The sequence below is a fragment of the Sphingomonas sp. H160509 genome (assembly GCF_024124765.2).
Lineage (GTDB): Bacteria > Pseudomonadota > Alphaproteobacteria > Sphingomonadales > Sphingomonadaceae > Sphingomonas.
In genome coordinates, this window is record NZ_JAMXSR020000003.1 from 46,665 (window position 1) to 72,173 (window position 25,509).

Annotated in this window: 16 protein-coding genes and 3 pseudogenes; 7 read left to right on the top strand and 12 right to left on the bottom strand. The window is 56.9% G+C overall.

Annotation, left to right across the window (positions count from 1 at the left end; genetic code table 11):
• The first annotated feature begins 74 nt into the window (after positions 1-74).
• Positions 75-1,361 (top strand): annotated as a pseudogene (locus tag NHF48_RS22365) (IS3 family transposase).
• Positions 1,362-3,068: 1,707 nt separating this feature from the next.
• Here NHF48_RS22365 and NHF48_RS22370 read toward each other — a convergent pair.
• The 6 genes and pseudogenes from NHF48_RS22370 to NHF48_RS22395 form a co-directional block, all read right to left on the bottom strand.
• A pseudogene (locus NHF48_RS22370) lies at positions 3,069-3,170 on the bottom strand (IS5/IS1182 family transposase); the annotation flags it as partial.
• 26 nt (positions 3,171-3,196) lie between these two features.
• The gene (locus tag NHF48_RS22375; protein WP_253072657.1) at positions 3,197-3,565 is read right to left on the bottom strand and encodes a helix-turn-helix domain-containing protein; all 369 of its coding nucleotides are present in this window, start codon (positions 3,563-3,565) and stop codon (positions 3,197-3,199) included.
• Positions 3,566-3,588: 23 nt separating this feature from the next.
• Positions 3,589-3,891, bottom strand: a complete 303-nt coding sequence (locus tag NHF48_RS22380; protein WP_253072658.1) for a type II toxin-antitoxin system HigB family toxin — start codon at positions 3,889-3,891, stop codon at positions 3,589-3,591.
• A 482-nt stretch (positions 3,892-4,373) separates the two neighbouring features.
• A complete protein-coding gene (locus NHF48_RS22385) occupies positions 4,374-6,368 on the bottom strand; it encodes an AAA family ATPase (RefSeq protein ID WP_263817073.1) in 1,995 nt (664 codons plus the stop codon).
• Between the two features lies 1 nt (position 6,369).
• On the bottom strand, positions 6,370-7,281 hold the full coding sequence (gene mobF, locus NHF48_RS22390) for a MobF family relaxase (RefSeq protein WP_253072659.1): 912 nt from the start codon (positions 7,279-7,281) through the stop codon (positions 6,370-6,372).
• 75 nt (positions 7,282-7,356) lie between these two features.
• On the bottom strand, positions 7,357-8,085 hold the full coding sequence (locus tag NHF48_RS22395) for a hypothetical protein (protein WP_253072660.1): 729 nt from the start codon (positions 8,083-8,085) through the stop codon (positions 7,357-7,359).
• A 137-nt stretch (positions 8,086-8,222) separates the two neighbouring features.
• Between NHF48_RS22395 and NHF48_RS22400 the strand changes: the two genes are divergently transcribed.
• Complete coding sequence (locus NHF48_RS22400) at positions 8,223-8,672, top strand: helix-turn-helix domain-containing protein (RefSeq protein ID WP_253072661.1); 450 nt, start codon at positions 8,223-8,225, stop codon at positions 8,670-8,672.
• The gene (locus NHF48_RS22405; RefSeq protein ID WP_263817074.1) at positions 8,672-8,935 is read left to right on the top strand and encodes a hypothetical protein; all 264 of its coding nucleotides are present in this window, start codon (positions 8,672-8,674) and stop codon (positions 8,933-8,935) included. Before NHF48_RS22400 ends, NHF48_RS22405 begins: the two co-directional genes overlap by 1 nt.
• A gap of 1,434 nt (positions 8,936-10,369) precedes the next feature.
• On the opposite strand, the gene NHF48_RS22410 is transcribed toward NHF48_RS22405, so the two are convergent.
• From NHF48_RS22410 to NHF48_RS22420, 3 genes are all read right to left on the bottom strand, one after another.
• Positions 10,370-10,642: a hypothetical protein gene (locus tag NHF48_RS22410; RefSeq protein WP_253072663.1), complete on the bottom strand. Its 273-nt coding sequence runs from the start codon at positions 10,640-10,642 to the stop codon at positions 10,370-10,372.
• Positions 10,643-10,838: 196 nt separating this feature from the next.
• On the bottom strand, positions 10,839-11,480 hold the full coding sequence (locus NHF48_RS22415) for a hypothetical protein (protein ID WP_263817075.1): 642 nt from the start codon (positions 11,478-11,480) through the stop codon (positions 10,839-10,841).
• A 1,609-nt stretch (positions 11,481-13,089) separates the two neighbouring features.
• Entirely contained in the window at positions 13,090-13,638 is a 549-nt protein-coding gene (locus NHF48_RS22420) for a CHAP domain-containing protein (RefSeq protein WP_253072665.1), read from the bottom strand.
• Positions 13,639-13,845: 207 nt separating this feature from the next.
• Here NHF48_RS22420 and NHF48_RS22425 point away from each other — a divergent pair, with 207 nt between their 5' ends.
• A complete protein-coding gene (locus tag NHF48_RS22425) occupies positions 13,846-14,208 on the top strand; it encodes a hypothetical protein (RefSeq protein WP_253072666.1) in 363 nt (120 codons plus the stop codon).
• Positions 14,209-15,439: 1,231 nt separating this feature from the next.
• Here the strand turns inward: NHF48_RS22425 and galU are convergent.
• Positions 15,440-16,312: a UTP--glucose-1-phosphate uridylyltransferase GalU gene (galU, locus tag NHF48_RS22430; RefSeq protein WP_253072667.1), complete on the bottom strand. Its 873-nt coding sequence runs from the start codon at positions 16,310-16,312 to the stop codon at positions 15,440-15,442.
• A gap of 1,072 nt (positions 16,313-17,384) precedes the next feature.
• On the opposite strand from galU, the gene NHF48_RS22435 reads away from it, so the two are divergent.
• From NHF48_RS22435 to NHF48_RS22445, 3 genes are all read left to right on the top strand, one after another.
• Positions 17,385-17,732 carry a cyclic nucleotide-binding domain-containing protein gene (locus NHF48_RS22435; RefSeq protein WP_253072668.1) on the top strand — a complete coding sequence of 116 codons (348 nt, stop codon included), beginning with the start codon at positions 17,385-17,387 and terminating at the stop codon, positions 17,730-17,732.
• A gap of 53 nt (positions 17,733-17,785) precedes the next feature.
• The gene (locus NHF48_RS26280; RefSeq protein WP_446741238.1) at positions 17,786-18,085 is read left to right on the top strand and encodes a Crp/Fnr family transcriptional regulator; all 300 of its coding nucleotides are present in this window, start codon (positions 17,786-17,788) and stop codon (positions 18,083-18,085) included.
• A gap of 3,092 nt (positions 18,086-21,177) precedes the next feature.
• Positions 21,178-21,573, top strand: coding sequence for a GNAT family N-acetyltransferase (locus tag NHF48_RS22445; protein ID WP_253072670.1), 396 nt, complete (start codon positions 21,178-21,180; stop codon positions 21,571-21,573).
• Positions 21,574-22,940: 1,367 nt separating this feature from the next.
• On the opposite strand, the gene NHF48_RS22450 is transcribed toward NHF48_RS22445, so the two are convergent.
• Both NHF48_RS22450 and NHF48_RS22455 read right to left on the bottom strand, forming a co-directional pair.
• On the bottom strand, positions 22,941-23,411 hold the full coding sequence (locus NHF48_RS22450) for an Arm DNA-binding domain-containing protein (RefSeq protein ID WP_446741239.1): 471 nt from the start codon (positions 23,409-23,411) through the stop codon (positions 22,941-22,943).
• A 1,072-nt stretch (positions 23,412-24,483) separates the two neighbouring features.
• Positions 24,484-25,263: pseudogene (locus tag NHF48_RS22455) on the bottom strand (IS5 family transposase).
• Positions 25,264-25,509: the final 246 nt, after the last annotated feature.

A 25,509-nucleotide genomic window follows, 5' to 3' on the forward strand; every position in this document is an offset into this window, starting at 1 on the left:
GGGGCTAAGTCAGTCGGTGAGGTGGCCCCCTAAATGACCTGACAGGGCCTCGCTCTTAGATAAGAGTGAGGCATATGACTGACGGTACGACCAGGCGTTACAACGATGGCGAGGTTCTCTCCGGTGTTCAGCGCCGGAGGCGGTGGACACCGGAGGAAAAGGTCCGGATCGTCGAGGAGACGTATCTACCGGGGATGAGCGTGTCGCTCGTCGCCCGCCGGCACGGCATTGGCGGCAATCAGATCTTCACCTGGCGGCGCCTGATGGCGCAGGGTGCGCTGACCGCCGCGGCAGCTGGCGAGGAAGTGGTGCCGGCGTCCGAGTACCGTGCGCTCGAGGCGCAGGTGCGCGAACTACACCGGCTGCTCGGCAAGAAGGCCATGGAGAACGAGCTGCTCCGCGAGGCCGTGTCCCGGGCCGCAGGCCCAAAAAAACTGCTGTTGCGCTCGACCTCGTTGCCACGGGATGGACGGTGAGCGCGGTCGCCGAGGCGGTCGGCATTGCTCGCCCACACCTGTCCGCAATGCGCCATCGCCCAGCGCCCCGGCGACGCGGACGACCACCACTGCCGGATGCTGAGCTGGTCCACGACATCCGCGCGCTCGTCGCCGATCTGCCAACCTATGGCTATCGCCGCGTTCATGCTCTGCTGCGCCGGGAGGCCGAGAAGACCGGGCGCGAAGCGCCCAATCCGGAAACGCGTCTACCGCGTCATGAAGGTGCACGGGCTACTCCTACAGCGAGGCGGCGAACACCGCGAGGAACGGCGTCACGACGGCCGGGTCGCCGTCGACCTCCGCAACACCCGCTGGTGTTCCGACGGGTTGGAGATCACCTGCGACAATGGCGAGAAGGTGCGTGTCGCATTCGCGCTCGACTGCTGCGACCGTGAAGCCATGGGACATGTGGCGACGACGGGCGGCATCACCGCCGAGGACGTCCAGGACCTGATGGTCGCCACGGTCGAGCATCGCTACGGCCAGGTGAACCGCGTGCCCGAACCGATCGAGTGGCTCACCGATAACGGCAGCTGCTACACCGCTCGCAACACACGTACGTTCGCCCGGGGCATTGGGCTGATACCGCGCACGACCCCGGTCAGCAGTCCTCAATCGAATGGCATGGCTGAGGCGTTCGTTCGCACCCTCAAGCGCGATTATGTCCGCGTGAACCCCAGGCCAAATGCGCAGAGCGTCATCGACCAACTGCCTGGCTGGTTCGCCCACTATAACGAGGTGCATCCGCACCGCGCTTTGCGCTATCGATCACCCCGCGAGTTCATCGCGCAAACCTGCGAGGCCCTGTCAGGCCTTTGGGGGCAACAACAGTCGGTTTCGCGACATCCGCCAAACTCGGTCTAATCGCTCTATCCTGATGAAGGGCCGGAGTTCGATGCGTAATCCTCACAATCGGCGAACCTTCAGAATCAGGCCATGATTTCCCTACCTGCTTCCGTAGCTTGCTCGACGCCACGGTACGGCACAGCCGCAGGGCAATAGGAGGTTCGCCATGAAATGAAACGACAATACAGCACCCGATCGGTCAGAACGTTTTTTGCTGAAATGTTCGATATTTCCTAAGTTTAGATTATAGTTTAATATAGGTATAACGACAAAAATAGCTACAAGGCGACACGTTTTATAATAACTGATCTGGTTACCAGAGAAGCACGATAGCCCAAAAGCACCACACTGCGCAATTTGGCAACTATATGTAATATTAGTTCAACTTTCTATATGTAAGTATACTAAACTGGCGGTGATATTTTACCTTGCGATTGGCGGTCTTTTGGCTATGTTTTCCGCGTTGTTATTTGATGTGAGCGACGCTGGCCGAGATTATAATTATGCCTAGCGTTGGTCTCCGCATCAGTAGCGTAGACCTCCGCTAATCCTTCACCATGTAACGCGGTCAGACTGTCCTTCGGGGCCGCCCACAACGCCTCTACGACTCCGTTTTCCTCCCTGACCATCTGGTCGAGGTGAATCCAACGCTTCCGGTCATAGTTCGACTAACGGTGCCGGAGTGGCCAGATCGACCCGCGTGACCCGGTCGAAAGAATTCAAAGAACAATTGGCGTTCCTTGTGAGGGAGGGAACAAGCGGACGTCTGGATGCGGTTCGCGGCACCAAGAAAAAAGCCGATGTGTTGAGAGAGGCTGTCGAGCGTGAGCTTCAACGATTAGAACAAGGGGGGCGGAGTCGCCGGGCTTGGCAAAAGCGGCTGATACCGTCCGCCCACCCGCTTGGATCAGAGGATGTCGATAATCATGCGGCGAGCCCTATCTCGTCGCGGGCCACGCTGCCCCAATAATCGGCCATGGCAGCACCAATGCCGGCGAAAACCCCCCGCTGAGCACCAGATCGAGACGATGGATGGCGCTGGCAGTTCCGGCATGCATCAGTTTTCAGAATGGCTCGTCTTCGATTCTTACAATCAAGCCTACACGATGGACCTACCTCAATTGATTAACGCTCGATGGCTATCGCATTCAGGTGATGGCGATTTTGGCTATCCTACCCCCGCTAGGGAGAGGACATCAATTATGTTTAAAGCAGCTCTATATCTCATCGCGGCCATCTGGGGCGGATCACTTATTGTCGGGCTATCCTTGTGGTTGTTCACGAAGTTTGAAAACTCGAGAAATGCTGAGACTTAAGCGATGACGATGATTCCGCCCAGACCGTCTTCGTGAAGTCGGCGGTCGGCTGATCAGCATTTCTAACATGCGTAAGATCGCTTCCTCGATTGCCCCCTCACCAAGGCACATAGGTTCTCGGTCATGCTGCGATCTCCGTCGCCGCTTTAATGAATCCTCGCGCGACAAGCCCGACGATTGCGTTACGGAAGCGGACTCATTTGTGACCGGCACGTCTCTCAGCTCAGGTTGATCCGCGCGCCAGTCGTAGACCTCCTCGGGATTTCGTTCCCTGGATCGAACGTGGCCGAGGCAGCCTGGTAGCGCCTTTCGCCAATGGAATTGCACGCGACGTCGCCGCGGTTCGGGCGGCCATCGTCACCTCTTGGTCAAACGGGCAGTCCGAAGGGCAAATCACTTAGAGCCCGACTCATAATTCGAGTTTAGCAATACGGCGGGTCATTCGTCTTATGGACGAGACGAGCATCCAGGCTTCGGACGATGCGATGGAGGCTTCCCAGTCCTTGGCGAGATAGGGTCTTCTCCAACCGTCCCGGTTTAGGCCTTGGCTAGCGCATAGTCTTGAACCAGCACCTTCTCCGGCACATGCCATGCTCCGGCGATTTTACGGATCATGGGGAGTGTGAGGGCACGATGACGGCTCAATATCTCGGTCGCTCGTGACTGCCCAATCAGGGTAGCCAGTTCGGCACGAGTATAGCCGTTCATCTCCATTGCCGCCTCAATCGCGCGCACCGGATCAAGTGGCTCGATAGGCCAGCGACGGCTTTCATAGGTTTCGACCAACGTGGCGAGCACGTCGAGCCGATCGCCGGCATCGGTGCCTTCCTCTGCTCCCCACAGCGCCTCGATCTCTCGCAGCGCCGTTTCATGGTCTTCGTCGGTCCGGATAGGACGAATGTGCATCGCACCAGCTCCAATAGGCATCGTCAAAACAGGCTCACCGTCAAGGCATCGATCTTATCGTACTCGGCATGCGTCCCAACGAACTTGATGAAAGCAATCGACCGTTTCCAGTCGAACGCCACCACCATACGATAATCACCACCAGCCACCTCGAACCGGACCCGTTCGCCGTTAAGCGATTTTGCTTTCGAGAAATCGGCAACGACGTCCAGGGAGCTTTGCCAACCAGCCGCCCCGGCAACCTCATGCCAGTGCCTCAAAGAGGCTTCCGTTGTGGGGTGCTTCGACCAGAACGCGATCAGCTTGTTCCTGGCGATGATCCTCATACTCATTGATTAGCATTTCCCGTTACGGGAAACAATAAAATTCCCGCATTGGGAAAGTTTGGGACGAGCGGTTGTCCCTCTATCGTTCCTGACCCTAGATGCCGACATGGGGGGGATGACACCTAAATCGAAGCACTCAAACATGCCCAGCCCTTCCTGATCGGCAACGTTGCCTTGCTAGGCCAACATGCTGCGGCCGTTATGCCCAATCTGCGAGGCTGGCAGAAAGGTAGACCTTTACTCTCCTGAGCCGGTTTAATTCCAATCAAGTGTCATCCGCACCTTGCCCGGCGGACATCGCTTTCGCCGACCTGAAGGGGATGGACACGGCTGCCGGGAACATCTCATGATCGCTTCGGGTGAGAAACGAGGCAAACGATCTCCCGTCATGACGAACGTCCAGAGCGCCGGCGTGGGTAACTCCGGCTGTGCATGCGCAAGGAATGCCGGAACGGCCCGGTTCGGCGAAAGGCGAATTACACCTACATATCCAGACCGAAGTCGCGTGACCGCTCCTTTCCGCCCGACGGCGCGTCAAGCGAAAGATGTTTCTCCGGCACCGGTTTGACCACATCGGGTTTGGCCACATCGAGCGCCGAGGTCTTGTCGCCTGTGTTGCGGGTGACGTGCCGCTCGACCTTCCGCCCGTCGTCGAGCACCAGAGCCACCTTGTCCGCTACGCGAGTGAGCGCGACCAGAAACGACCGCTCGGTCAGCAGCTTCCGCTCCGACGAGCGCATCGCCACAATACCGTGTTCGGTGGTGACCCCCTGCGCGACATGAACGTTGATCGCGTAGGCAAGATCCAGCCGTTCAGCCATGCAATCGCCGGACGCGATCTCGTGCACGGTGCCGTCGATGAGCGAGGACACCACTAACCTGCCCCGGCTTACCTCCTCCACCCGCGCCATCGCGCCGTTGTCGAGCCCGCGGGTCCGTTCGTTGTCGCTCCAGCGGATGCGGTCGCCGGCGTGCAGCTCGACCTCCTTCGACGCAAAGATTGACACTGCATCGCGGTCGAGGTTCTTCGCAAGCCGGGCGGGCCGGAACAGCTTTTCGGCACCGTCAGCCATGGTGAGCCGGATCTGGTCGCCCTCCACGCCGGTAACGACCCCACGCTCGCCGCGGACCAGACCTTGGCTCGGCAGGTTGGTGCGGACCTCAACCACGTGGCCGGGCCGGTAGGCGCGCATCAACCGCGCACCTTCCCTGGTGGCGTTTACCCGATCGAGTACGGTGAACGGCATGCCTGTGGGGGCTATCTCGCCGCTCGCCTTCAGCTCGGCCTGCACCGCCTGGTTCGCCTCACTCCGCATGGCGCGGCCCGCAGTCAGCAACAGCGTAGCGTCGCGCTCTTGCCTCGGCAGTACCGCCCAGCGCGCTGCGGCGACGGCTGCTACCTCGCTGCTTGGTACTTCGGTCGTGCCGGGCCGAAGTACCTCGAACGCGTCGGCGGTGTCACGACGGTCGAGCGCGGCCGTGACCGCCTTCATCTGGTCGGACCTAGAGCGCAGGTTCTCGGTGATGTGGGCCGTGGCGACACCAGCGCGCTGGCTCGCCTCGAACGGCTTGCCGGCTGCGATCGCGGTCAGCTGACGGGTGTCGCCGGTCTGCACGACGCGCGCGGCATCGACGATGTTGGCGAGCCGCACGATCCGCTCCATGTCGCGCGTGCCAAGCTGTCCGGCTTCCTCGACCATGATGATCGCGCCTGTCAGCTCCGCTTTCACACGAGCGAGCTGTTCCGGTCGGGCCGTGCCATCGATCACGCGCGCATGGCGCGCCAAGAAGCGGGCGACCGTGCTCACCTCCGCCCCTGTGTCGCGGCCGAACTCGCTTGCCTTCACGCTGGCGATGGCGAGCCCGATCACCGCCCGGCCCTCCGCCTTTGCTACCGCCGTCACCGGTGCCATCGCGGTGGACTTGCCGCGGCCAGACCCGCCCTGCACGTTCACTACCCGGTCAGAGGACGAAAGCATCAGCACAGCCGCGGTTTCTTGACCCGGATTGAGCCGATGCAGCCCCAACTCGCGTGCCGCCTCCTGCGCGCGGACAGCAGCATCGGTAAGCGGGACGATCGGCGCGGACTGCTCCTTCCCTGCCTCGACGGTGGCAAGGTAGGCCTGTTCGAGCCGCACCGCACCCTGGGTCGTCACCATGCGAACGCGATTGCCCAGCAACAGGCCTTTCTCCTGCAGCAGCGCTAGCCGGGCCTCGACATCGCCGACCATTACCGGCCCACCCCGCGACAAACTTTCGCGGACAAGCTCCAGCTGTTCGAACGCCGCCTCGCGCTCGCCCAAATCACGCACCGCAGACGCGACCGCCTGCGCTGCGGCATAGGCCCGCGGCTCAAGCCGGCCCAACCGCTCGGTTACCAGCGGATCGCCGTCGCGCGGGGTCAGCCCCATGCGGCCGGCGATGGCAAGTCCTCGCTCCCCGACCCCGCGCACGCCGCGCACCGCGCGCGTCCACACATTATGCCCCCGCCCTGCCTCCGCCAGTGCGTCCTTCACCAACGCTGCCGGATCCAGCCCCCTTCTCCGCAGCCAGCCTCTGCCATCCTTCCGCGCGCTGCTCCGGCGCGAGATCGGGTGATTTGGGATCGCGGGTCGCCAGCGCCGCATATTGGCGCGTCCGGGGCGTGTTCTCCAGCCCGCGTTCCTTGATGTATGCATCGATCTGGGCCGAGCGGACGGAGAATGCTTCCACCACCTCGCGTGATACGCCGGCGATCTCAAAGGCGCCGTTGCGGCCATCGTGCCGTGGGATGGTGACGAAGCCGAGCGTCTCGACCCTTCCGCGCAACATGGACAGGAACACCGCGTCCATGACGTGCTGTCGCTCGTACAGCTGGTCCGCGTGCAGCGCCCGCCATTTGCCGTCTGCAGTGCGGGTCACGTTGGCGATGACGTTGTGGACGTGGAGCTGCGGCTCACCGACCCGGTTTACGTCGTGGAGAAAGGTGGCGGCGACGAAGCGGCCAGTCGTCTCGGGCATCTGTCCCTTGCTGTTCCAGACTCTTCCTTCTGCGATGTTGGCTTCCGCCCAGGCGAGCGTCGCTGCGGCTGCCTGTCGCACCGCGACCACCAGACGCTGGTCGCCCCCCACCAGCGCCAGGATGGACACCGACTTGGGCACGGACATAGTGACGTCCCAACCCGCCCGATGCTCGCCGCGCTTGGCGTTGAGAATAACGCCGTTGGGCAGTTCACCGGCGAGCACCTTTGCAAACTGCTCTGCATCGACCTGACCCGACAGACCAAGCTCGGCTGCCCCCTCGCCTGCCCAAGCGCTGGCACCTTCTGCCTGATCCGCAGTGTAATAGTTGTCGCGAGCGTAGTAGCTTGCGGCATCCCCCGGCGATCTGACCGAACCAATCGAGATCATCGCCGCGCCTCCGCGCGCATGTTTTGCCCCACCGTAACCCGCATCGTACCGCCATCGAAACGGGTATCGCAATCATTAGTAGAGAAGCGATATCGAAGCAGGGCGCAGGTTGCCTTGCTGCTGGTACCGGTTTGCAGGTCCGAGGAGCGGACCGCCAGCCAGGAAACCGGCAGCATTCGGGCCACACCGTGATAGCTGGCCACGCAGACCGCCCAGAACAGCAGCAGCCCGGCCAGGACCTTGCGTGGCGACCAGTCCCGGTCCCAGACCAGGAACCGGACGATAGTTCTCGGGGTTTCGACAGACTGTTTGATGGTCGCGTTCAGCGTGCGCAGCGCGATCGTATGCGCCTCCTGCAGGGTACGGATCTCCTTGAGCCCAGGATACTCCCTCGATGCGATTCAGCGCAGCTATGATCCCGGTCATCACCGGCGACGCGGTGAGCGCGGCGACCTGCCCGGCGGGCAGGTCCGCGATCCTGGCCAGAAGCAGGTCGGTGAGCCTGCGCATCTCAGCCGTCAGCTGCACGATGATGGCAGTGCGGGCTTCGCTAACCCCGATCGCATCCTCCTTCGCCGATTGAGCAAGCTCGGCGTCACGCTTGCCGTTCTGGCGCAGCACCCGGTTGAGCTCGACCAGCAGATTGCGAACCTCCGCGGTCAGGTGCTGTAGGTCCGCCGGGGTGGGAAGCGCGGGGCGGTCGAACATGGCCCTGCGTTCGCGGCGCGCATCTGCTGCCTCGGTCAGGATGTTCCGGATAAGATCGGCACGCTGCAGTCCGTCATCAGCTGCCCAGCGGTTCAACGCGGTTTCCAGTTCGTCCGATATACGTGCGGTTATTTGCCCCATCGATATGTTCCCTCGCCGGGGACATACCGCCACCGGATTGCACCTCGCGCCGCGGCCGCATAATCTGGTCCGGGCACATACAGTGCATTACTATGCACAGAGAGAGCAAAAAGTTGCAAGAACCTTCTACCATCGGACAGCGCATCCGCGCTGTTAGGCAGCAGGCCGGGTTATCACTTGACCGCCTAGCCGAGGCGCTCGGCTGTTCGCGGCGCGCGCTTATCAACTGGGAGCAGAACGCGGCCGAACCTCCGATCGGAATCCTGCCCAAGCTGCGGGACCTGTACGACGTCGATCCGGAATGGATTATCCGGGGTGAGGATCTGGTACCGCGATCCCGGTTCAGACTGACCGACTGGGCTAGGTTCGACCGCATCGTGGATGATGTTAACGCAGCCTGCGTGCAAGTCGGAATAGAGTATGAAGACAAGGTGATTACCGGGTTCGTCCGCGACCTGTTCGATGACGAGCCGGCCGACTTTGACGCTAACAGCAAGCGGCTGCGACGGACCCTTCTTTTGATAGCCAGAGGCAAGGCGTGATGAAGCGACAGAACAAGGCATGGGACGCACGATTGAGAGCCACATCCCGTATCGTGACCAGGCGACAGCGCAATCGGCACGTGGTGGCCGGCCTGACGCTCTCGACCGTCCTGCTGGCTATCGCTGGGCTTGCGGTGGATCTGTGGTTCGCACCGGCACTGACGCCCCTCGCCTGTTATGGTCCGGCAACGGCGTCCGGTATCGCCCTGCTCGCCTTTCTGTTCAGCAAGCGCCTGTGGGTTACCCTGCCTCCAGGGTTATAACAGACGCAGCCCTCCGGGCAAAAATGCAATGTCTGAACAAAGTTGTCGCTGCGCTAGGGGCGGGGCGAAGTGGACATCGACCATCATCGGGATCGCACCTTCGCACGCAGGTATCGACCTAATCGATACCGGGCGTGCGACACCCCGGACAGATACCGTCGGCAATGACCCGGGAAAGCCATTGTAGTAGCGTAGCGGCACCGTAGCACGTCCCATGCAAGCTTCAGGAGGCCCCGTAGCCATGGCGCTACGCTGATACACCGTTGTTTTATATTGATCTTTTATGTTTCACAAACCTGCTATCCATAGCGTGGTGTGTGCCTCACCCTTTGCAGATTCTGATGTCGGCTGTGGTCTATTTGGGTGACCTCGATATCGTTTAGGATTTCGGTAGGGCTGCGGCCGGCGTGAGAGCCGGCCAGCAGATGAGCAATTTCAGTTGGTACGACGACCTCCAGAACCAGCTGGCTGCGGCGGCAGTATTGCAGGGAATTGCCAGCTATTTATTGTCACTGGCGTGAGTACGATTCGACTGGCCAACACCCGCTTGGTCAAGCGAACAATCTGACGCTATGGCTGCCTTAAAACCATCACCGATCGGCAGCGCACGAGATGGTTTGCCCGACATGATCGCGGGATAAGAATGGCATCGGACGGTCCGTCGAAGCTGGCTCGGTCGTTCGAAAACTCGATGCCGTTGGCGTACATGAGCAGCGCCGTTCGGTCCGCCGACGAAGTTTCCGGCACCGACCGAATAGCCACGTCATTGTAGAGCGCGGTACAGTGCGATGGAGCGATCTGCGACGTGGATCGCACATCCTCATGCTGCAGTTCTGTTTAAAGTGTAAACGGTCCTAAAATACGGCTGCTAGGACGGCCGATTGGGGTTTCAGTTTGCTGGCTTCGGGTTAGCGAAAATCGATCAATCGAATGACGCTGGCCGCGGGTGTCTGACTAGTCGCTCGAACGCGATCTCAACGTCCTCGACGCCTGCCATATTCAGGGCGTCGAGGATCCCGCCGGACCGTCGACAAGAAGGTTCGTCATCAGCTGCCGGTGGTTGCGGCGTTCTGTCCTGCAGGTCGTCGGTCATGGGTTCAGCTGGCCTACTCTCGCCCTAGACGGCTGCGAGCGGTAGGGATGCCGATCGCACCATAACCGGTGGGCGATTACCAGCGCGAACCATGCCATCATCAACATCACCAACGCGAGCACTGATACCGCGAGCAATATAACCAATCGTGGCTGATCATCGATCAGGGCGATCGAAAATGCCGCTGCCCGCTGCCCGCTGCCATAGGCCAAGGCACGGCCACTGCCAGCTGAAGAGGTCACTACGGACGGCGATATAGTGGAGCAGTTTCACTGGTTCGTGGCTCGTTCAAATGACGCCCTGGCTCGACGCAATCCCGATCGAAATCATTGCGGCCTGCGCTAACGCGATTGCGCCGCTGCGATGAGCTCTCTTTGCTCCTCGTGAGTCGTATATCGGTCGGATTTGATGCCGATAATGCCATCCGCTGTACCGTGTCCGGCCTTCACCAATGCTGCCCGGACGATGTTGCCAATTTTCCGGGATTGCGCTTCCGCTTCAAGGCTGGCGAGCATTGCATAAGGTAGATCGACGATGACCGGAATCATCCATTCTCCCGAGGTCGTACGCATCGGATAACCTGACGTCGGTCCATTCCAGTCGCTGCCGATCATCCATAGGCGATAATCAGTTGTGGGGTCGGCGGATGGGTAGGGCAGATCGGCAGGGTCAATTCTAACCGGCGTGTTGGGGGTACAGGCAGCGACATAAGCTTCTCCTTAAATGATAGGGACGACGCGATATTGGGCGGAATCAAAGACCGTAGGTGCAGGAGGCTATCCCGGGCAGTGACAGAACGGTGCGCTTCGATCAGAAGGTTGACTGGCCATTGGGTGTCAGCCGGACCGGCGGCACGGCGATCTCGACCATCGGTCCGCGGATCTGGATCACGGTGCCACAGTTGGTTTCTGTGCCGACGGCAAGGTCGCGGCGGAACGCTTCTTGAGTCCGCTGCTCAGCGACATTATCGGCACGCCGGGCGGCCTGTTGCGCCTGGAACGACGCGGGCGACCGAATGCGGTCCGGTCGATAGGCATAGACGGCGGTGCGGGTGGGCATGAGCGAGTTCCGGCTGAACAACCGTGCACCGATATCGCCCCTGGTCGCCAGCTCGGTATTGTCGAAGGTGATGGCAACAAAGCCGCCCATGACCTCGGAGGGGCTGCGGACACACACTGCCGACACTCCGGACCAGAAATGCTTGAAACTGCCCCGTGGCGGCAGTCTGCGGTCCAGCACGCTGCGAGCTACCTCGCCGTCCTCCGGCTCGATGCGACCGCCCTTGGCGATGCATTCTCGCGCGAACACTCCCCTGACCCGTTCGGCAGTGGCGGAGCCGTTGGCGGTAAGCTTCTCGGCAAAGAAACGATAGCCGATGATCTCGCTCTCGTCGCGTACCAGCGGATGAATCTGCGGAGACGGATCGGAGGGCATCGACCCGCTGGTCTTCATTGCGGTGTTCCCGCCGATGATGGTCAGGAAGTCGGCGATTGCAGGCCCCGACGTCACATCGCCGGGCGACGTGATTAGCAAAGCTGTGACGATCATTGTGATCGTGGCTGCAGAAACTGAGACCATACGCACCTCCTCCTGTCGTCTGGAGGCGGTTCCCGGCCTGTGGAGCCGGGTGTTCGTAACCCTGCATTGCACAAGGCGCCGCCACCTTTAGGCGAGCCTTGGACATGCGTGACGGCCACCCGGCCGACATCCGTTGTCGACCGGCTGCAATGACCTGAGGTTACGACGCCTCACCCCCGGGACTGACCAGACGGCGATACCAAGCTAACACGACTGGTGATAAGTAAGAATGGCAGTTCGGATAATTCTGATGCCGAAGGGTGATTTTTGGAGCATTCCCTCCTAGCATATCTGATCGTTTGCAACCGACCGAAAGACACGGCAATTTATGAGGCGGTCATTTCATACATTCGCAACCGATTAAGCAAGAACACGTCCTCGATACGTATCGCCAGCCCCGCGCCAATGCACGATGTGCTCGTCTTGGTTCAGCGCCAGACGAATACCGCGGACCACAGGTGGTGCGCTTGGCCTGCGAAGGCCCAGCCCCCTGCCTGAAGCCATCGCCGTTCGTAAGTTCGGGACGGGTCGCAGCAGATAACGAGATCAGACGCAGCCAACGAGCGTGACGCCGTCGTTCAACAGGGTCGTACGTCGGCTCCAGCAATGGGGGCACATTCTGAACACGTTTAGACAGCGTAGACTGCCCTACCGGATATGCTCGTGCTGCGTTCCAAGGCCCCCAACATGCGATCAATCATGTCTATGGTTTCTTGAAGATAATCCTGGTCAATCCATTTCGTCGCGCTTGCCAACGCGTCTACCGAGCGCCTTCGACTGCGCATCAAATATTTGAAGCGTGCTCGATCGGCCTCTGGTAACCGCTCAAATCGCTCAGCCTCCGCTGCATGCGATGGGGTCGGATACATTTTCTCGAACTGAATGATATCCATTATACTACTACTAAGGCTAGGCGAGAGTTATCGCGTCAACCGTAGCGGTAACGACGCAGCACTCAACCGCAATACGATCGCTGAGAGCACTGATAGGATAATCAATATAGATAGTCCGCGCTCAGCCGGCCATGCTCAGCAACGGTCTCTCACCGCCCAGAAGTCGCGGTCCCTCATCGTATATCAAGGTGAGTAGCACGCTTTTTGCCAACAGCAGATTGCTAACGAAGTTTTCCAGCGTCGATCTGTCTGCTTACGCGCCAGAAACTTCAATCATTAACGAACCTGCTCACGCTGAGGCATAGTGTTGGAGACATTCGCGGAGCCTACGCGCAAATGACAAAGTTGGACGCAAATCAGTCTGCGTCATAAGCCGGAGCAGTGCGTGCCTCATGCCGTGGGCCCATCACTATACTGCGAATTATGAAAGTGGTGCCGCTTAGGACGCGAAAAAAAAAGTATTGTTGCCATAGTTTACTTGGTTTAATAGCTAACGCTTACGACGCGGTATAGACGGACTCGTTAACTCCATCGTCCGGCAAATATTTCCTGAATAGACTAAGCCGACCAACGATATGGAACGATCCGCGTCACCGTGCTAGTGGTACATATGCGTCGATGAGCGCACCAACGTAGTCCGGATGCGGGCCGCTAAGCCCTGTGACTGGCCTTCGCGCATAGATAAAACCAGCCACTGGGTATATACCACCACCAAGCCCATTGGCGTCCCGATACCAAACCTTGACTTTACTCCAGTTATTTTCGTCAGAGACGTCGAACAACGTTACGTCTTGCTCCGTGTGTCCACGTTTTCCATTCTGCCGCGACCAATTGGCATGGGTCAACATTAATACTCGTTTTTCTACTACTCGACTGACTACCGCTACGTGCCCTAATGGTAACTTTGCTATTCTCGGGAACACAATTACCGCACCTTGACGCGGGACATGGCCGCGTTGGTACCGACCGTCCGCCTTCTCCCACCAAGTCCAAGCGTCGCCATAAATTTCTATGCCAGACGCTGCGCGCGCGAAGGGGACGCACTCCCCAACATAACGGAGCAAACTAGCTGCCGATGCAACCGTCGGCGGCGCTAGAACTAGCAACGCAACCGATAACGAGGCAACCCAGCGGCTCATAGCAGGCTCTTCAATACGCTTTTTGGAATGCAGACCCTAGAGGGGAACCAGTAGCTTGGTCGAGCAAATTGCGAGTATTCCAAATGAACCTGAACACGTTCAGGTCTGCAACATCATCGTTGAATTCAGATGCTTGGTCGATTGCTCGAATCTACGCCTTCCGTTTTCACTCGCTAGTTTATAGATCGTCCGCCAAAGGGATTCACGATGGCGATCATAACCGAAACGGCGTTGCAGAGTGACTGGTTCTACCTTGCACAGGAGCAGCTCTTGGATCCAGCGGCTACTTCGTTTTTCACGTTGCAAGACGGTCGTATAACGTCAAACGGCAGGGTGGACGCAGTAGGCACGTACCTCATCGCTGGCAGCAAGGCAGTGCTAACTTTCACGCGGAAAGATGCCCCGGACTTTATCATGACGCTCACGGCGACATCTAAAGTATTCAATGAAGCTACGGCGATGTTGCAGGCGGATGCAAGGTATCGGATCGCCGGTGTAAATGGCCTTGCGGCTTACCAAGGAACGCTCGTTCGACGCGTTACCGAATTTCGAACAAAAAAGAAGCCTTAGCTCGGATACGCTGACATCGGAACCTGACGGAATTGGCGCTCCGCGTCGTTTTACCTGATAATGATAAGTCGAAGAGCATTAGAATCATAGGGTATGCTGCGCCCCTTTAACGTGATATTCGTGCTACGAGCTAAGATGAAGAATCAGCACGATAGGAACGCAATTACTATATAGCCCGAGCGCGGTATGCAGCTGGGCAGCGTCATCCCCGAAAGCGCGCCTGATAAGCCTTCCGTTGACGGAAGACGAGGCAGCCGTGGTCTTCTTAGGAGATGCACGGAAACGGAGCTTGTAGCTTGCTCGCCTTTTCTAAACTGCAGGAATTTTCAAAGAAATAGGCGATGACTCACCTAGTCGTACGTATGTCTCGGCTTAATTTAGATAAAATTGGTGTTGGCCAACAGTTTCAGATCGAGCGACACCCTCCAGTTCGCAGAAACAAGTTGCTAGTATCTCTGTTCCGGAACGAGGTCGGCATCTGGATAAATCTGTGAAGGGAGAAAATCACGTAAGTGATAGTGCCCCCCCCTAAAGCACCATAAATTACTAACAGCAGCAAAGCTGAAGTCGACTACTTGGCTGCCTATAGGTACCCTTAGTGCGCTATGACGCGTCGTATATTTACGTTATATCTTAGACACGGTCAGTAACAAAAGCATTTTACCATAACGCCCGCAGTACTTGATCGCGCTCCTCGGTATATGGACAACAGTCCAAACTACCGCTTTTCTTGTTACCAGCTTCAGTCCCCTCGGCTGACGCCTGTTCGCACTGAGCGGCAAAATCTGGCACCTAATCCTCCTAGATTTTTATACTCAACTCTAAGCGAACATATCTATAATAAAATTTAGCTTTATTAAGGCAGCTGAATAATGGTCTAAGCCTTTAGTATTATAGTCCCGTTAGATTGAATTCCCATCCAGCCTTACCCCGTCCTTAATGTTCCTTAACCCCAAGTCCGATGTAACCCGGCGCGACGTCCGGTGTACGGGCCTCGCACTTTGAGAAGGGCGGAACCCACTTGGCCAGGTGGAACACCTTGCGACTTAGACGGGTCCAGCATGCGACTTTGGTAACGCCACATCAATAGAGGTGTCGTAACCACGCCTTGCCCAACAACTAGAACAATGGCATTTGCCGCCCCCTCACCTAACGATCGTCGAGCCTGTCTCGGACAAGGAGGCTGACTATGTTTAAGTTCTGGAAAGAGCGCATAGTGCTGAGCTATTAGTCAGGCGTGCAGCAACCTGGTAGCGAACTCTCTTATTGCCGGTCCGATATCACCACGCGCCAGCGCAATCGCAAGATTCGCCTGAATGTAGCCAGCCTTGTCGCCGCAGTCATAGCGCTGGCCGTCGAAGGTGAAGCCGTGAAACGACTGGTTGCCGATCAGCTGCGCCATCGCGTCGGTCAGCTGGATTTCGCCACCAGCACCCTTTTGCTGAGTTTCCAGGATCCGCATCACTTCCGGCTGAAGGATGTAGCGCCCCGGGATCATTAGGTTCGACGGCGCAGTGCCACGCTTGGGCTTTTCGATGAGCGCGGTCACTTCGGTCAGCCGACCGTCGATCGCGCCTGGCGAGATGATGCCGTATTTGTCAGTTTCCGAATCGGGCACTTCGAGCGCGCCGATTACGTTACCGCCGACCTGATTATACGCTTCGACCATCTGCTTCATGAAGCCGGGCTTACCAACCATCAGCTCGTCGGGGAGCAGGACGGCGAAAGGTTCGTCGCCGACGATTTCACGGGCACACCAGACCGCGTGGCCCAAGCCAAGCGGCTCCTGCTGACGGACATAGACCGGCGAACCGGGCTTCATCCGGATATTGCTGATCGCATCCAGCGACTTGCCGCGCGACCGCATCGTATCCTCGAGCTCGTACGAGATGTCGAAATGATCCTCCAGCGCGCCCTTGTTGCGGCCCGTCACAAAGATGATCTGTTCGATCCCCGCCTCAAGCGCTTCCTCGACGGCGTACTGAATCAGGGGCTTGTCGACGACAGTGAGCATTTCCTTCGGCATGGCCTTGGTCGCCGGAAGAAAGCGCGTACCCAGTCCAGCGACCGGAAATACGGCCTTGCGCAGCGGTTTTATCGTCATGTTATCTCCTGTAGATCATAACTCTACTATCGGCCTACACGACCACTGCCAACCCAACGCAGAGTGATGTTGCACATGGAATCCGGCAAAAATGTGCCCTATTTAATCAGTTGGCGACCAATTGGGAAAACAGGGTATTCCCATAACCAGTTGATCTGCCTGGATTTTTAGACCGTCCATGTCTTAGCATTGACTCAAATGCCCAAGCTGGGGGCGATAAGGCGTTAGCTCGTGGATAACGAGTTGGCTTGATAGCGAGGTGTCAACGATACACATTGGGCATTGCTCATTCAGCCCATAGAACCTCTAGCTGCAGGCCAATAAGTCCGAGCGCGTTGTCAGGCCGACCATCACCGGTTAGTTGCTAAGGGATCGCCATGCGCACTCGCGCCGTCAGCGCGCTCGCGGTCTTCGCGACTGCGCTTTGCTAGCCGATCATTGCGGTACAATTGACACACCTTCCCCAGGTTGATGCCTTCGCGCTCACGCTGATCGGGATCTCCAACCATCGATAGTCGAACCAACGGCGCTGGTTGGCAGTCCCAAACATCTGCGCGCGAACAACGCCGTTTGCATGTGGAGCGGTACATATTGCCATGCCAACCAATTTGCAGCGTGATCAGCCTCAAGACTGGACGTTTTGAGAAGCCGGGATTAGGCACCGATTCCCTACTGCAACGTAGCGATCTCAGACCAGCTCGGTTTCTCCCAGTAGAGTTTGTTTCGCTTACCGAAAGCTTTCGGCATACTACGCCGCCTTCATGCGAGCCTCATGCTCGCGAGCGCAATATGGTCTGATCTTGTTAACCAGTGTAACTGTATCACATATTTTAGTCTAGCGAATAGTATTACCGATATTTTATTATTCCGGTAGCACGTAGAGTATAATGCCACCTTTCCCGTACGGTTCACTTGGCTCGGCAGTTTCCCAGGGTATGGTCGCCGGATGCAAAATCGAGAGTAACAATTAGTTAGTTTGCGGATTCATATTGATGTATGTTAGAGCCTACACTGTCGCATAACCGCAGCCTTTCCGTCGGATGGTCTTAATTTGCTAAACAGTCATGAAGCCTTGATTTTTCAGCTGAGCGCTCAAGGTGAACTTTCACTGGATGATCAACGCGCAATTTTATCAATTCCTATGATTTCACGATCTTTTGCGCCGCGCGATTTTTTAGGGAGGGAAGGTAAATCAGTTTCCAGATGCGCGATACTCACTCAAGGTTTCGCAGTCCGGCAGAAACTGACGAGCCAAGGTGATCGCCAAATCGTATCGCTCCACGGTCCTGGCGACGTATTAAATTTTCAGAATGCTTTTCTTGAGTTTTCTGATTACGATCTACGTTCCGTAGAGGAGTGCTCAGTTTCATTTTTGATGCGTCGGCAATTAGAAGTTTGGCGGCTGAGCGCCCTGCAGTAGCCCATTCGCTATTAGTAGGCGCTTTTATCGAGGCCTCAACTGCTCGCGAATGGATGCTCAATTTAGGACGACGTAGTGCTCGAACGAGACTGGCGCACTTTCTTTGTGAATACCTGGACCGCATAAATTTGCAGCGGCATCCAGCCGACGGGAGGTACGAGTTACGGTTAACCCAAGAGCAAATCGGCGATGCGACCGGGATGACTGCAGTTCATGTTAATCGTATGCTTAAAGCCTTACAAACGGATAACCTGATAGGGCATTTAGGTCGAGTTATAAGCGTACCAAGTATAGAAGCTCTTATGGACGCAGGGGAATATAGTAGGCGCTACTTTCGTTTACCCTATGTTTAATTTGAAATTAACTCTTTACAATGTCTGCCTATAGATGTATCTTGTACCTGTTATTTTCTATGTTTTTCCGATATAGTTAATCTATAGATTAGAAATCAACTGCTAATCTTTATAATTTATGACAATCAATTATACTTTTTGTTGCCAGAGTGTTTTTTTGTTGATTACGGCGGGCAGGCTGCGGACTATGTCGCTTATTAGGCTTGCTTTGTGGTTTGCACAGATGAGTTTCGCAGCATGAGGCGATCTTATCGCAGATGCTTAATCCGATGTGATCTTTCCAATGACCTTAGCGAACCACTCGTCTTCTAATCTGCGAGCAGCCAGTTCCGCTATCTAGCGACGATACTGCGCAACGCACGTTCGGCGATGTGTTATTGATCTCCAGATACCTCGCACTGATCTAGCAACACAATACCGGCTAACCCAACGTGGTATTGGCAAGATTTCTTCTATGCCAGACTTCGACCACAACCGGTGCCGTGTCTCGCGTCTCGCGTCTCGCATGAGATCGACCTTGTCAGGTCCTGTCGCGCCTCCTGCGCGCGTCGAGCATCCTACAGCGGACTTTGGCTTCGATGGTTCACAAGCCACGGAGGCGTTTAAGAATGTGGATGGGCAACGGCATGGCAGCCAATCGTAAAAAGTTGAGCATCTTAAATTTGATATGGGCCAACACGTGGCGTCAGTGACACCATTTTAGGTTCCGCGTCCCGAGCCGCACGTTGAAAAGACTCCTGTTGCGCTCGATCTCCTTGCCGCGGGATTGACGGTGAGTACGGTCGCAAAGGTGGTCAGCATCACTCGCCCACACCTGACCGCGATGCCATCGCCCAGTGTCCGACATGCAGATGACCACCGCTGCCCGATGCTGAACTAATTAGCGACTTTCGCAATGCGACCGCATCCCCGTGCCGGTTCGATTGACGGCCTTTGCGAACCCTCAACCAGCTAAGCCTTTATTGATTCACACAATCGTCGCACTAGCTCAACTGGCGGATTGAAACCTATTAGCCCCAGTCATCTGGTCGATGCGCATACCTCTATAAGATAAATCGCAGACCAGCAGTTGTGGGAATCCCAGAAGCGATTCGCACCAGTCCCCAAGACTGTCAGGAGTTACAATGTTAAGATTTACTTATCAAGAAATGAACATGTGATTATCAATTGATAACCAACCGCATTACGAGATATCCGATAAAGATCCAAAAAGGTAAAACGTACGCGAAGCTTATGGCAATTCCACGAAGAGGCTTAGCCTCTTGATGTACCTTTTTGATCCAGAACTTATCCACGCTTGGTAGATACAATGAATTGTCTATTTTCGCAAGCGCTTCTTAAAGGTCACGCAAACGTCAAGAGCCATTGGCACGACAGGCTCGATCTGATTCAGGCGACTTAATGATACCTAGGATGAGCAACCTGTACTGGCTTAGGGTAGGTGACGGCGCGTCTGCAACCGCTCTTTCCCGAACCACGGCAGATCCCAACTGTATGGTGGACAATCGTTAAGTGGTATCGTCTTCGCCACCCAATGAAGTGCGGTAGCATAACAGGCCGAGCCTTTACGGTCCACACAGTACGCTGTACTACCGGAGGAAGAGTAGGGTCGAGCGGGGTGCCTTCCCTGATATGAACGATAAGCCGTCTTCCATGATGCCGAGGCTAGGACAAACATAATCGACGCGCCATATTTGAAGGCGCACCGCGCGGCATCCAGCTTGCGGGTTAAAAAAGGCGATCTCGTCCACTTGATTGGCTGCTACCGTAAGCTTCCGGCTATGACCAATAAGCTTTTACCACAGACAGGGTCGCCTCGGACTCATCGGTCGATCGCGCTGACGGAGCATGGGCGTTCAACTAGGTAGCGACCCGGCCGATCTAGAATCGATCGTGGACTCCCTACCAACCGTCCAAAACATAACTTAAACCATGTTTATAGCGCGGTTTTGATCAGTTTTATCAGTTCGTACAATTTTATGGGTTTGTCCTCGTCATTCGTCCGGGCCGCGCCGCGACGTATTAAGATCGATGGCCTCGCAGGAACTGCCACCGCCAGCATTCAATCTGCTGCCGTGGACTTCACCGGTTTTGTTATCGATGTAAGCTTGCCTGCCAGCTTCGGGCGGGTATCGCGGCCGTTCTCAGCTTCGTCGGTACCGGCGTCACGGGCACCGTCACGGTTCTTAAGGTTGCGCTCGGCAGATTGGTCCGCGCTATCATATTCGTCCCCCAAGTAGCCTTCCCTTTGCCGACGCCGTCTGTGGTTCGATCAGCATCGTCCGACTTGACGCTGAAACTGTCGAAAGGCTCGTGAAACCGGCATGATTTAAAAGCCGGACGCGACGGACTTCAGATAATTCATGTCGGTGGAGGATTCTCAGATCGGATAAGTTGTACGCCCCACACGGGGTGGGCGGATTTGGGTGGGGCGTGGCCCCCCTCTCTTTACGCATACTCGATATCTACGTCTCCACGCTGTACTACCCCGAAATGGTTGAGATAAACGAAACGGTAATCGCACGAACAGGCGATACGCCAGCTCATTATAGCGACCTAACTATTATAGCGTTCAAAACGGATCGTTCTGCTCAATTAGATACTCGAGAACCTTGCTGGGCAAAGGATGCGCGAAGTCGATGCCAATTGCCGCTGGGCTGCTCCAAGCTACCCAACCCTGAATATCCGTGAAATTCGGTATAGCTATCCGAACGAATGTGCCAACTGTAACGCTTAAGTTCGTTTCGATACGGCAACCCCGCACAGTGCAATCCGTGACTTTTACCGCACACGTGCCAAATTTTGCAACAGCGACCGATGCCTCCCAGTCCACCACGATGCGGACAGCAGCGCGCTGTTCCTTTCCCGTCCATCCGGGGGGCAAGCTTGAAAGTGCGAAATGTCATTACGGGCTTCCTTGCGCTGGCGGTCCACGTTGTCTTACGATGGGTACGTCTAAAGGGGTCGTAAAACGCCAGTCGAGTAATCGGCGCCTTACTTATATTTGATGTGGTGGGGTGACACGTCAATCCACTCAAGGGGCAGCGATGATTACCACTCGGATTGCGGAACCGTATGATCTGTCACGGATCATGACATTCGACTCGTTTCCCGGTGATCGAATCGCTGAGATCGTTGAGCGCCGGATGCTGGTGGCTGAGATAGGTGATATGGTTGTCGCCTATGTGGCTTGGCAGCACGGAGGCTGTATAAGTAAGGATTACGTCAATAAGCTCGTTGTTGCTGACGGATACCGGCGCCGTGGGATCGCCCAAGGATTGATTGGCGCACTGAACACCGTGCTGGCAGGACGTATCTTTATTTCCACGGGAGCGCACAATGCCGCTGCGGTCGCGTTGCTTAAGGGTACGGGCTGGGCTGCTGCTGGACAGATAGTGGGTTTGTTACCGATGGAAGAACCTGAATTGTTCTTCCACCGCGACCTATGGCCCGAAGGGGCAGTGACCCATGAATTGCTGGTACAATGATCTGACAATGGCGAGAGCGGCACGGCAGGCTTCGGCGGCGATAGGGCCCCGATAAGGTGATAAGCGCCCCGCTTGTCCGTGTGACTGAAGCAGGCAGGGCGCTGAGGTACTCACACTGGAAGCAAGGGCCCCGATTACCACTATAGCGACGCCTTCCTAACAGACAGTAAAGCGTCCCGCCTGTTCCGTGAGACACCAATATGACTCGGGCGGGAGCCAGCATCAACCGTTTTGTTCTCCTGGCTCCGCACGCAAGCTCATAGGTAACGGCCCGCCCCAACGGATGGAAGGGCGGGCCGGGTGGGATTGAGTGCGGTTCGACGGGACCAACCTTGCATTTGCGAACGGACAAGTGACGGGCATCAAGATCCGGTTCAATAAACCCAACCCCTGCCCGCCCACATTGTGGGTATCGTTACGGAGAGCAGAGGACGTCGCTCGGTGTGAGGGCGACGCCTCACGGACCTGTCTGATTGTGCATGATTAGATCAAGTATAACGGCCCGCCCCCGGGGTACAAAAGGCGGGCCGACCGAACGCGTTAGCGGCGCGCTCGACGTCTCTTAAGTGCCTTCACGTTTGGGTCATCTCAAGGGGTAACGGCCCGCCTCAAGCGCCGTGTAAACGCAAGGCGGGCCGGCTCCTTACCTGCTGAAGAGCTCAGAGCATGGCCTGAACTGTTCAGCCTTTAATTCGGCCCACCATAGGAAGGAATAGACATGGCGACAGCATCAGAGCCAGCGTGGTTCTCGCTGCGCGGGCGAAATACGGCACGCGTGAAGCAGCAGGCGGCGAACAGCCTATGCGAACCGGCAACGTATGACGTATCGTAGGTCAGGCGGGATCGAATACCAATCTGGACCTTGAACGACGTGTGCGAAGGATGGCAAGGTCATTATTGCGTCACGGAAATGAGCCACCAGCCGTGACGCGCGGGTTGTCAGCGCTGGTCGACTGCTGACGGATGACAAGGCAAACGGCCTATCTACCCTCGTATCAAACTGGGTGGCCCCGCTTAATCAAACCGAGGAACGGTGCCCGCCTTCTGGATGCCTTCCGTTAAGAGGTGGCGCAGTAGAAAGGTCCTCGCTCTCTGAGGTGCGGCGCAAGCAAAACAGAGAGCGAGGAAGTATGACCGAGCGGCCGGGCTCGGGCGCCGGTCCATCACAGAACGTCAATACGCCTGTCGTTGTTAATCAGGAGCAACATACCGGTCATTTTCGATTAATCTACCATCGGAGCGCCAAGCTTGGATGGGCCGCGACATCCATCTCACGATACGTTGTCTTCCACCTAACGCCGGCCATCTCCCAACGCAAAGTGCTATCAACGCAACGGATTGTAAAATTACGCAATACGAGTGCACAATTAACCACGATACGTCCAGTTAATATTTAAATAGGCGCGGACCTGTGATCGCAGGGGGACGGCGATGACTATATTGGCAGGTTCGGAGTTCACTGTGAACACGTCGCCGTCGGATGCTGGTTTCGAGGTCAGCGTCGTGGGGCACAACGACGGCAGCTTCATATTGAGCTGGGTCTCACTCATCGAACCGGTTGGTGAGGACGGCGATTCACTGTGCGCGTGCCACTGGCGCGCGACGTTCTCGAAAGGACATGCCTTTCCGGTTTGTACAATTTCACAAGTCCGAGGATCCTCGCCGCGGCCGAGCTGCACGCGCACCTGGTCGCACCGGGCCCGGGCAGCATCGAGCGACACTTCGGGAACAGCGCCGATGGTCAGCAGCAGTTCCTTCCCGCCGAAGCGGAACTTGATCCGGAAAGACTTCCGGCCAGTCGGTGCCACGTAGAGGTGCAGGCCGCCCTGGTCGAACAGCTTGTACGCGGCCGCACGGCTTTCACCGCAGCGTTCGTCAGCATTTTAGGCCTCCGATGATGCAGGTTTACAATTGTTAAGGTTGGTTGCTTTATCGGTTTGCCCATCATGAGCAGCGAACGAACAATCGGGGTGCGCTTCACCTCAAAGGGCATCGATCGGATGATGGAGCGCAGCTTTGAGGACGGACTGAATGCCAGTCGGACGGCTGACGGCAGCGTGGCGCAATGCCCTTACGATGACCAGTTGGCCCCGAACCTCAGAGGCGCTTGGATCTACGGCTTCTTAACCGGCAAAGCGCAACAGCCCTGCCGGCGGACATTGCGTCTAAGCTGAGGCGGTCGCGGTGGAAACATCCTCCGCCGCGCCCCGCGGCTTTCCGCAGGGTAGAGCGGTATCGATACCCCTACTCTGTATACGCGATACCGCACACCGCGCCGTCATCGTCGTAGTCCTGAAACGAATTTCTGAAAATTACCAGTTTTGGAGGCGGTCAAAGACCCCGATCTGCAAAGGCGAAACTTCTTTACAATCCGATGTGTCACGCCACTGCGCCTCAATGATCATTTCTTATTAGAAAAAACTAGGCGCATAAAACGTTCACGCACTTCCAATCGGTTGGCTCGGGGAACAGACTTTGTCTAGGCTACCTACACTGATAGCCGTTGAAGCTGGCAAGCTTTCCCAACGAGCAAAAGATTATTTGCTCGCCGCAGAATTTAACGGCGTCTGCTGGGCAAGTTGTTCAACCGCAACAGACATTGTTGAGGAGCTTACAAAAGTGAAGGCCGTCATTGAGGTCGAAGGTCGGCTCAAAATCACCAACCGAGGGATGGTTCATCGGTACCATTTGACTTCAGTAACCCATGGAAAATTGCACACCAGTGCGGAACTGTACTCCCTAGGCAGCCATGGTGGGGCCGGAAAAATGCGCTGCTGCGACCGCCATCTGGGTAACCTGCGCCGTCTCCAGCAGAGATACCCTACCGCTCAAAAGAATGATCCATTTCAGACAGATGGACAACACAGTTTGTAATCCAAGCTACGCCCCGCTAGGGTCAGGACTCCTTGATCAAAGCAAGAAGATGACGGTGGCAGCGAGGGCGATGCCGGACAAGAAGACCGCCGGACACCTATCGTAGCGGGTCGCAACGCGGCGTCAGTCCTTCAGCCGTCCGAACATGATCTCGATACGGCTACGGCGCCTGTAGCGGCGTTTGTCGTATTTGATGGGCTCAAGCCCAGACCTCCGACCTGGGATGCATGGCTGGATGCCCTTAACCTGCAAAGCATCCCTGAACCAATCGGCGTCGTAACCGCGGTCGCCGAGCAGCCATTGCGCCTTGGGCGGATCATCGAGCAATGCGGCCGCACCGGTGTAGTCGCTGACCTGTCCGGCGGCCATAGAGAAGCTGAGCGGACGGCCGTTTGCGTCGGTCACGGCGTGGAGCTTCGTATTCATGCCGCCTTTGGTGCGACCAATCAGGCGCCCGAGATCCCCTTTTTACCCGCAGGCTCGATGCCATGCGGCGTGCCTTTAGATACGTCGCGTCGATCATGACGGTCTTTGGGTCGGCATCAGCGGCAGCCAAGCCCTCCATCATGCGGAGGAACACACCCATCTCACCCCACCGTTTCCAGCGATTGTAAAGCGTCCCTTCGGCAGGCTCAGGACAGGCTTGTGCGGGCCGTAGTCGCTGGGCGCACCACGCCAGCGCAGCCCATTGCGGTTTACGAAAACGATGCCGCTCAACACCCGCCGGCCGTCAACTCGCGGCTTGCCATGGCTCTTTGGGAAATATGGCCGCAGGCGCGCCATCTGCTCCTTCGTCAGCCAGTACAGATTGCTCATCCTCAGTTTCCTCACGGAGCCTGAATCAGATCGCGCCTTCAACATCAATGGATACTGACCCTAGCGTCGTACCTTCCAAAAAACGTTTATTTAGGTACAAACTTACAATCGTAAATTTTCTTAACTTGGCTTATTGACTCTTTTCACATTGAGGCAGAGTCGAGTTGTAGAAATTGAAGCCCCGCAGAGCTTTCAGTTTCTCCTTCGACCATGATGCTTACTGCCGAAAACCGCAGATTCTGCGCG

Coding starts and splice junctions, on each gene's coding strand:
- galU (WP_253072667.1), bottom strand. CDS start 16,312: ATGACGATAAAACCGCTGCGCAAGGCCGTATTTCCGGTCGCTGGACTG.
- NHF48_RS26280 (WP_446741238.1), top strand. CDS start 17,786: ATGCTCAATTTAGGACGACGTAGTGCTCGAACGAGACTGGCGCACTTT.
- NHF48_RS22415 (WP_263817075.1), bottom strand. CDS start 11,480: ATGAAGACCAGCGGGTCGATGCCCTCCGATCCGTCTCCGCAGATTCAT.
- NHF48_RS22405 (WP_263817074.1), top strand. CDS start 8,672: ATGAAGCGACAGAACAAGGCATGGGACGCACGATTGAGAGCCACATCC.
- NHF48_RS22375 (WP_253072657.1), bottom strand. CDS start 3,565: ATGCACATTCGTCCTATCCGGACCGACGAAGACCATGAAACGGCGCTG.
- NHF48_RS22400 (WP_253072661.1), top strand. CDS start 8,223: ATGCACAGAGAGAGCAAAAAGTTGCAAGAACCTTCTACCATCGGACAG.
- NHF48_RS22410 (WP_253072663.1), bottom strand. CDS start 10,642: ATGATCGGCAGCGACTGGAATGGACCGACGTCAGGTTATCCGATGCGT.
- mobF (WP_253072659.1), bottom strand. CDS start 7,281: ATGATCTCGATTGGTTCGGTCAGATCGCCGGGGGATGCCGCAAGCTAC.
- NHF48_RS22380 (WP_253072658.1), bottom strand. CDS start 3,891: ATGAGGATCATCGCCAGGAACAAGCTGATCGCGTTCTGGTCGAAGCAC.
- NHF48_RS22425 (WP_253072666.1), top strand. CDS start 13,846: ATGGCGATCATAACCGAAACGGCGTTGCAGAGTGACTGGTTCTACCTT.
- NHF48_RS22445 (WP_253072670.1), top strand. CDS start 21,178: ATGACATTCGACTCGTTTCCCGGTGATCGAATCGCTGAGATCGTTGAG.
- NHF48_RS22420 (WP_253072665.1), bottom strand. CDS start 13,638: ATGAGCCGCTGGGTTGCCTCGTTATCGGTTGCGTTGCTAGTTCTAGCG.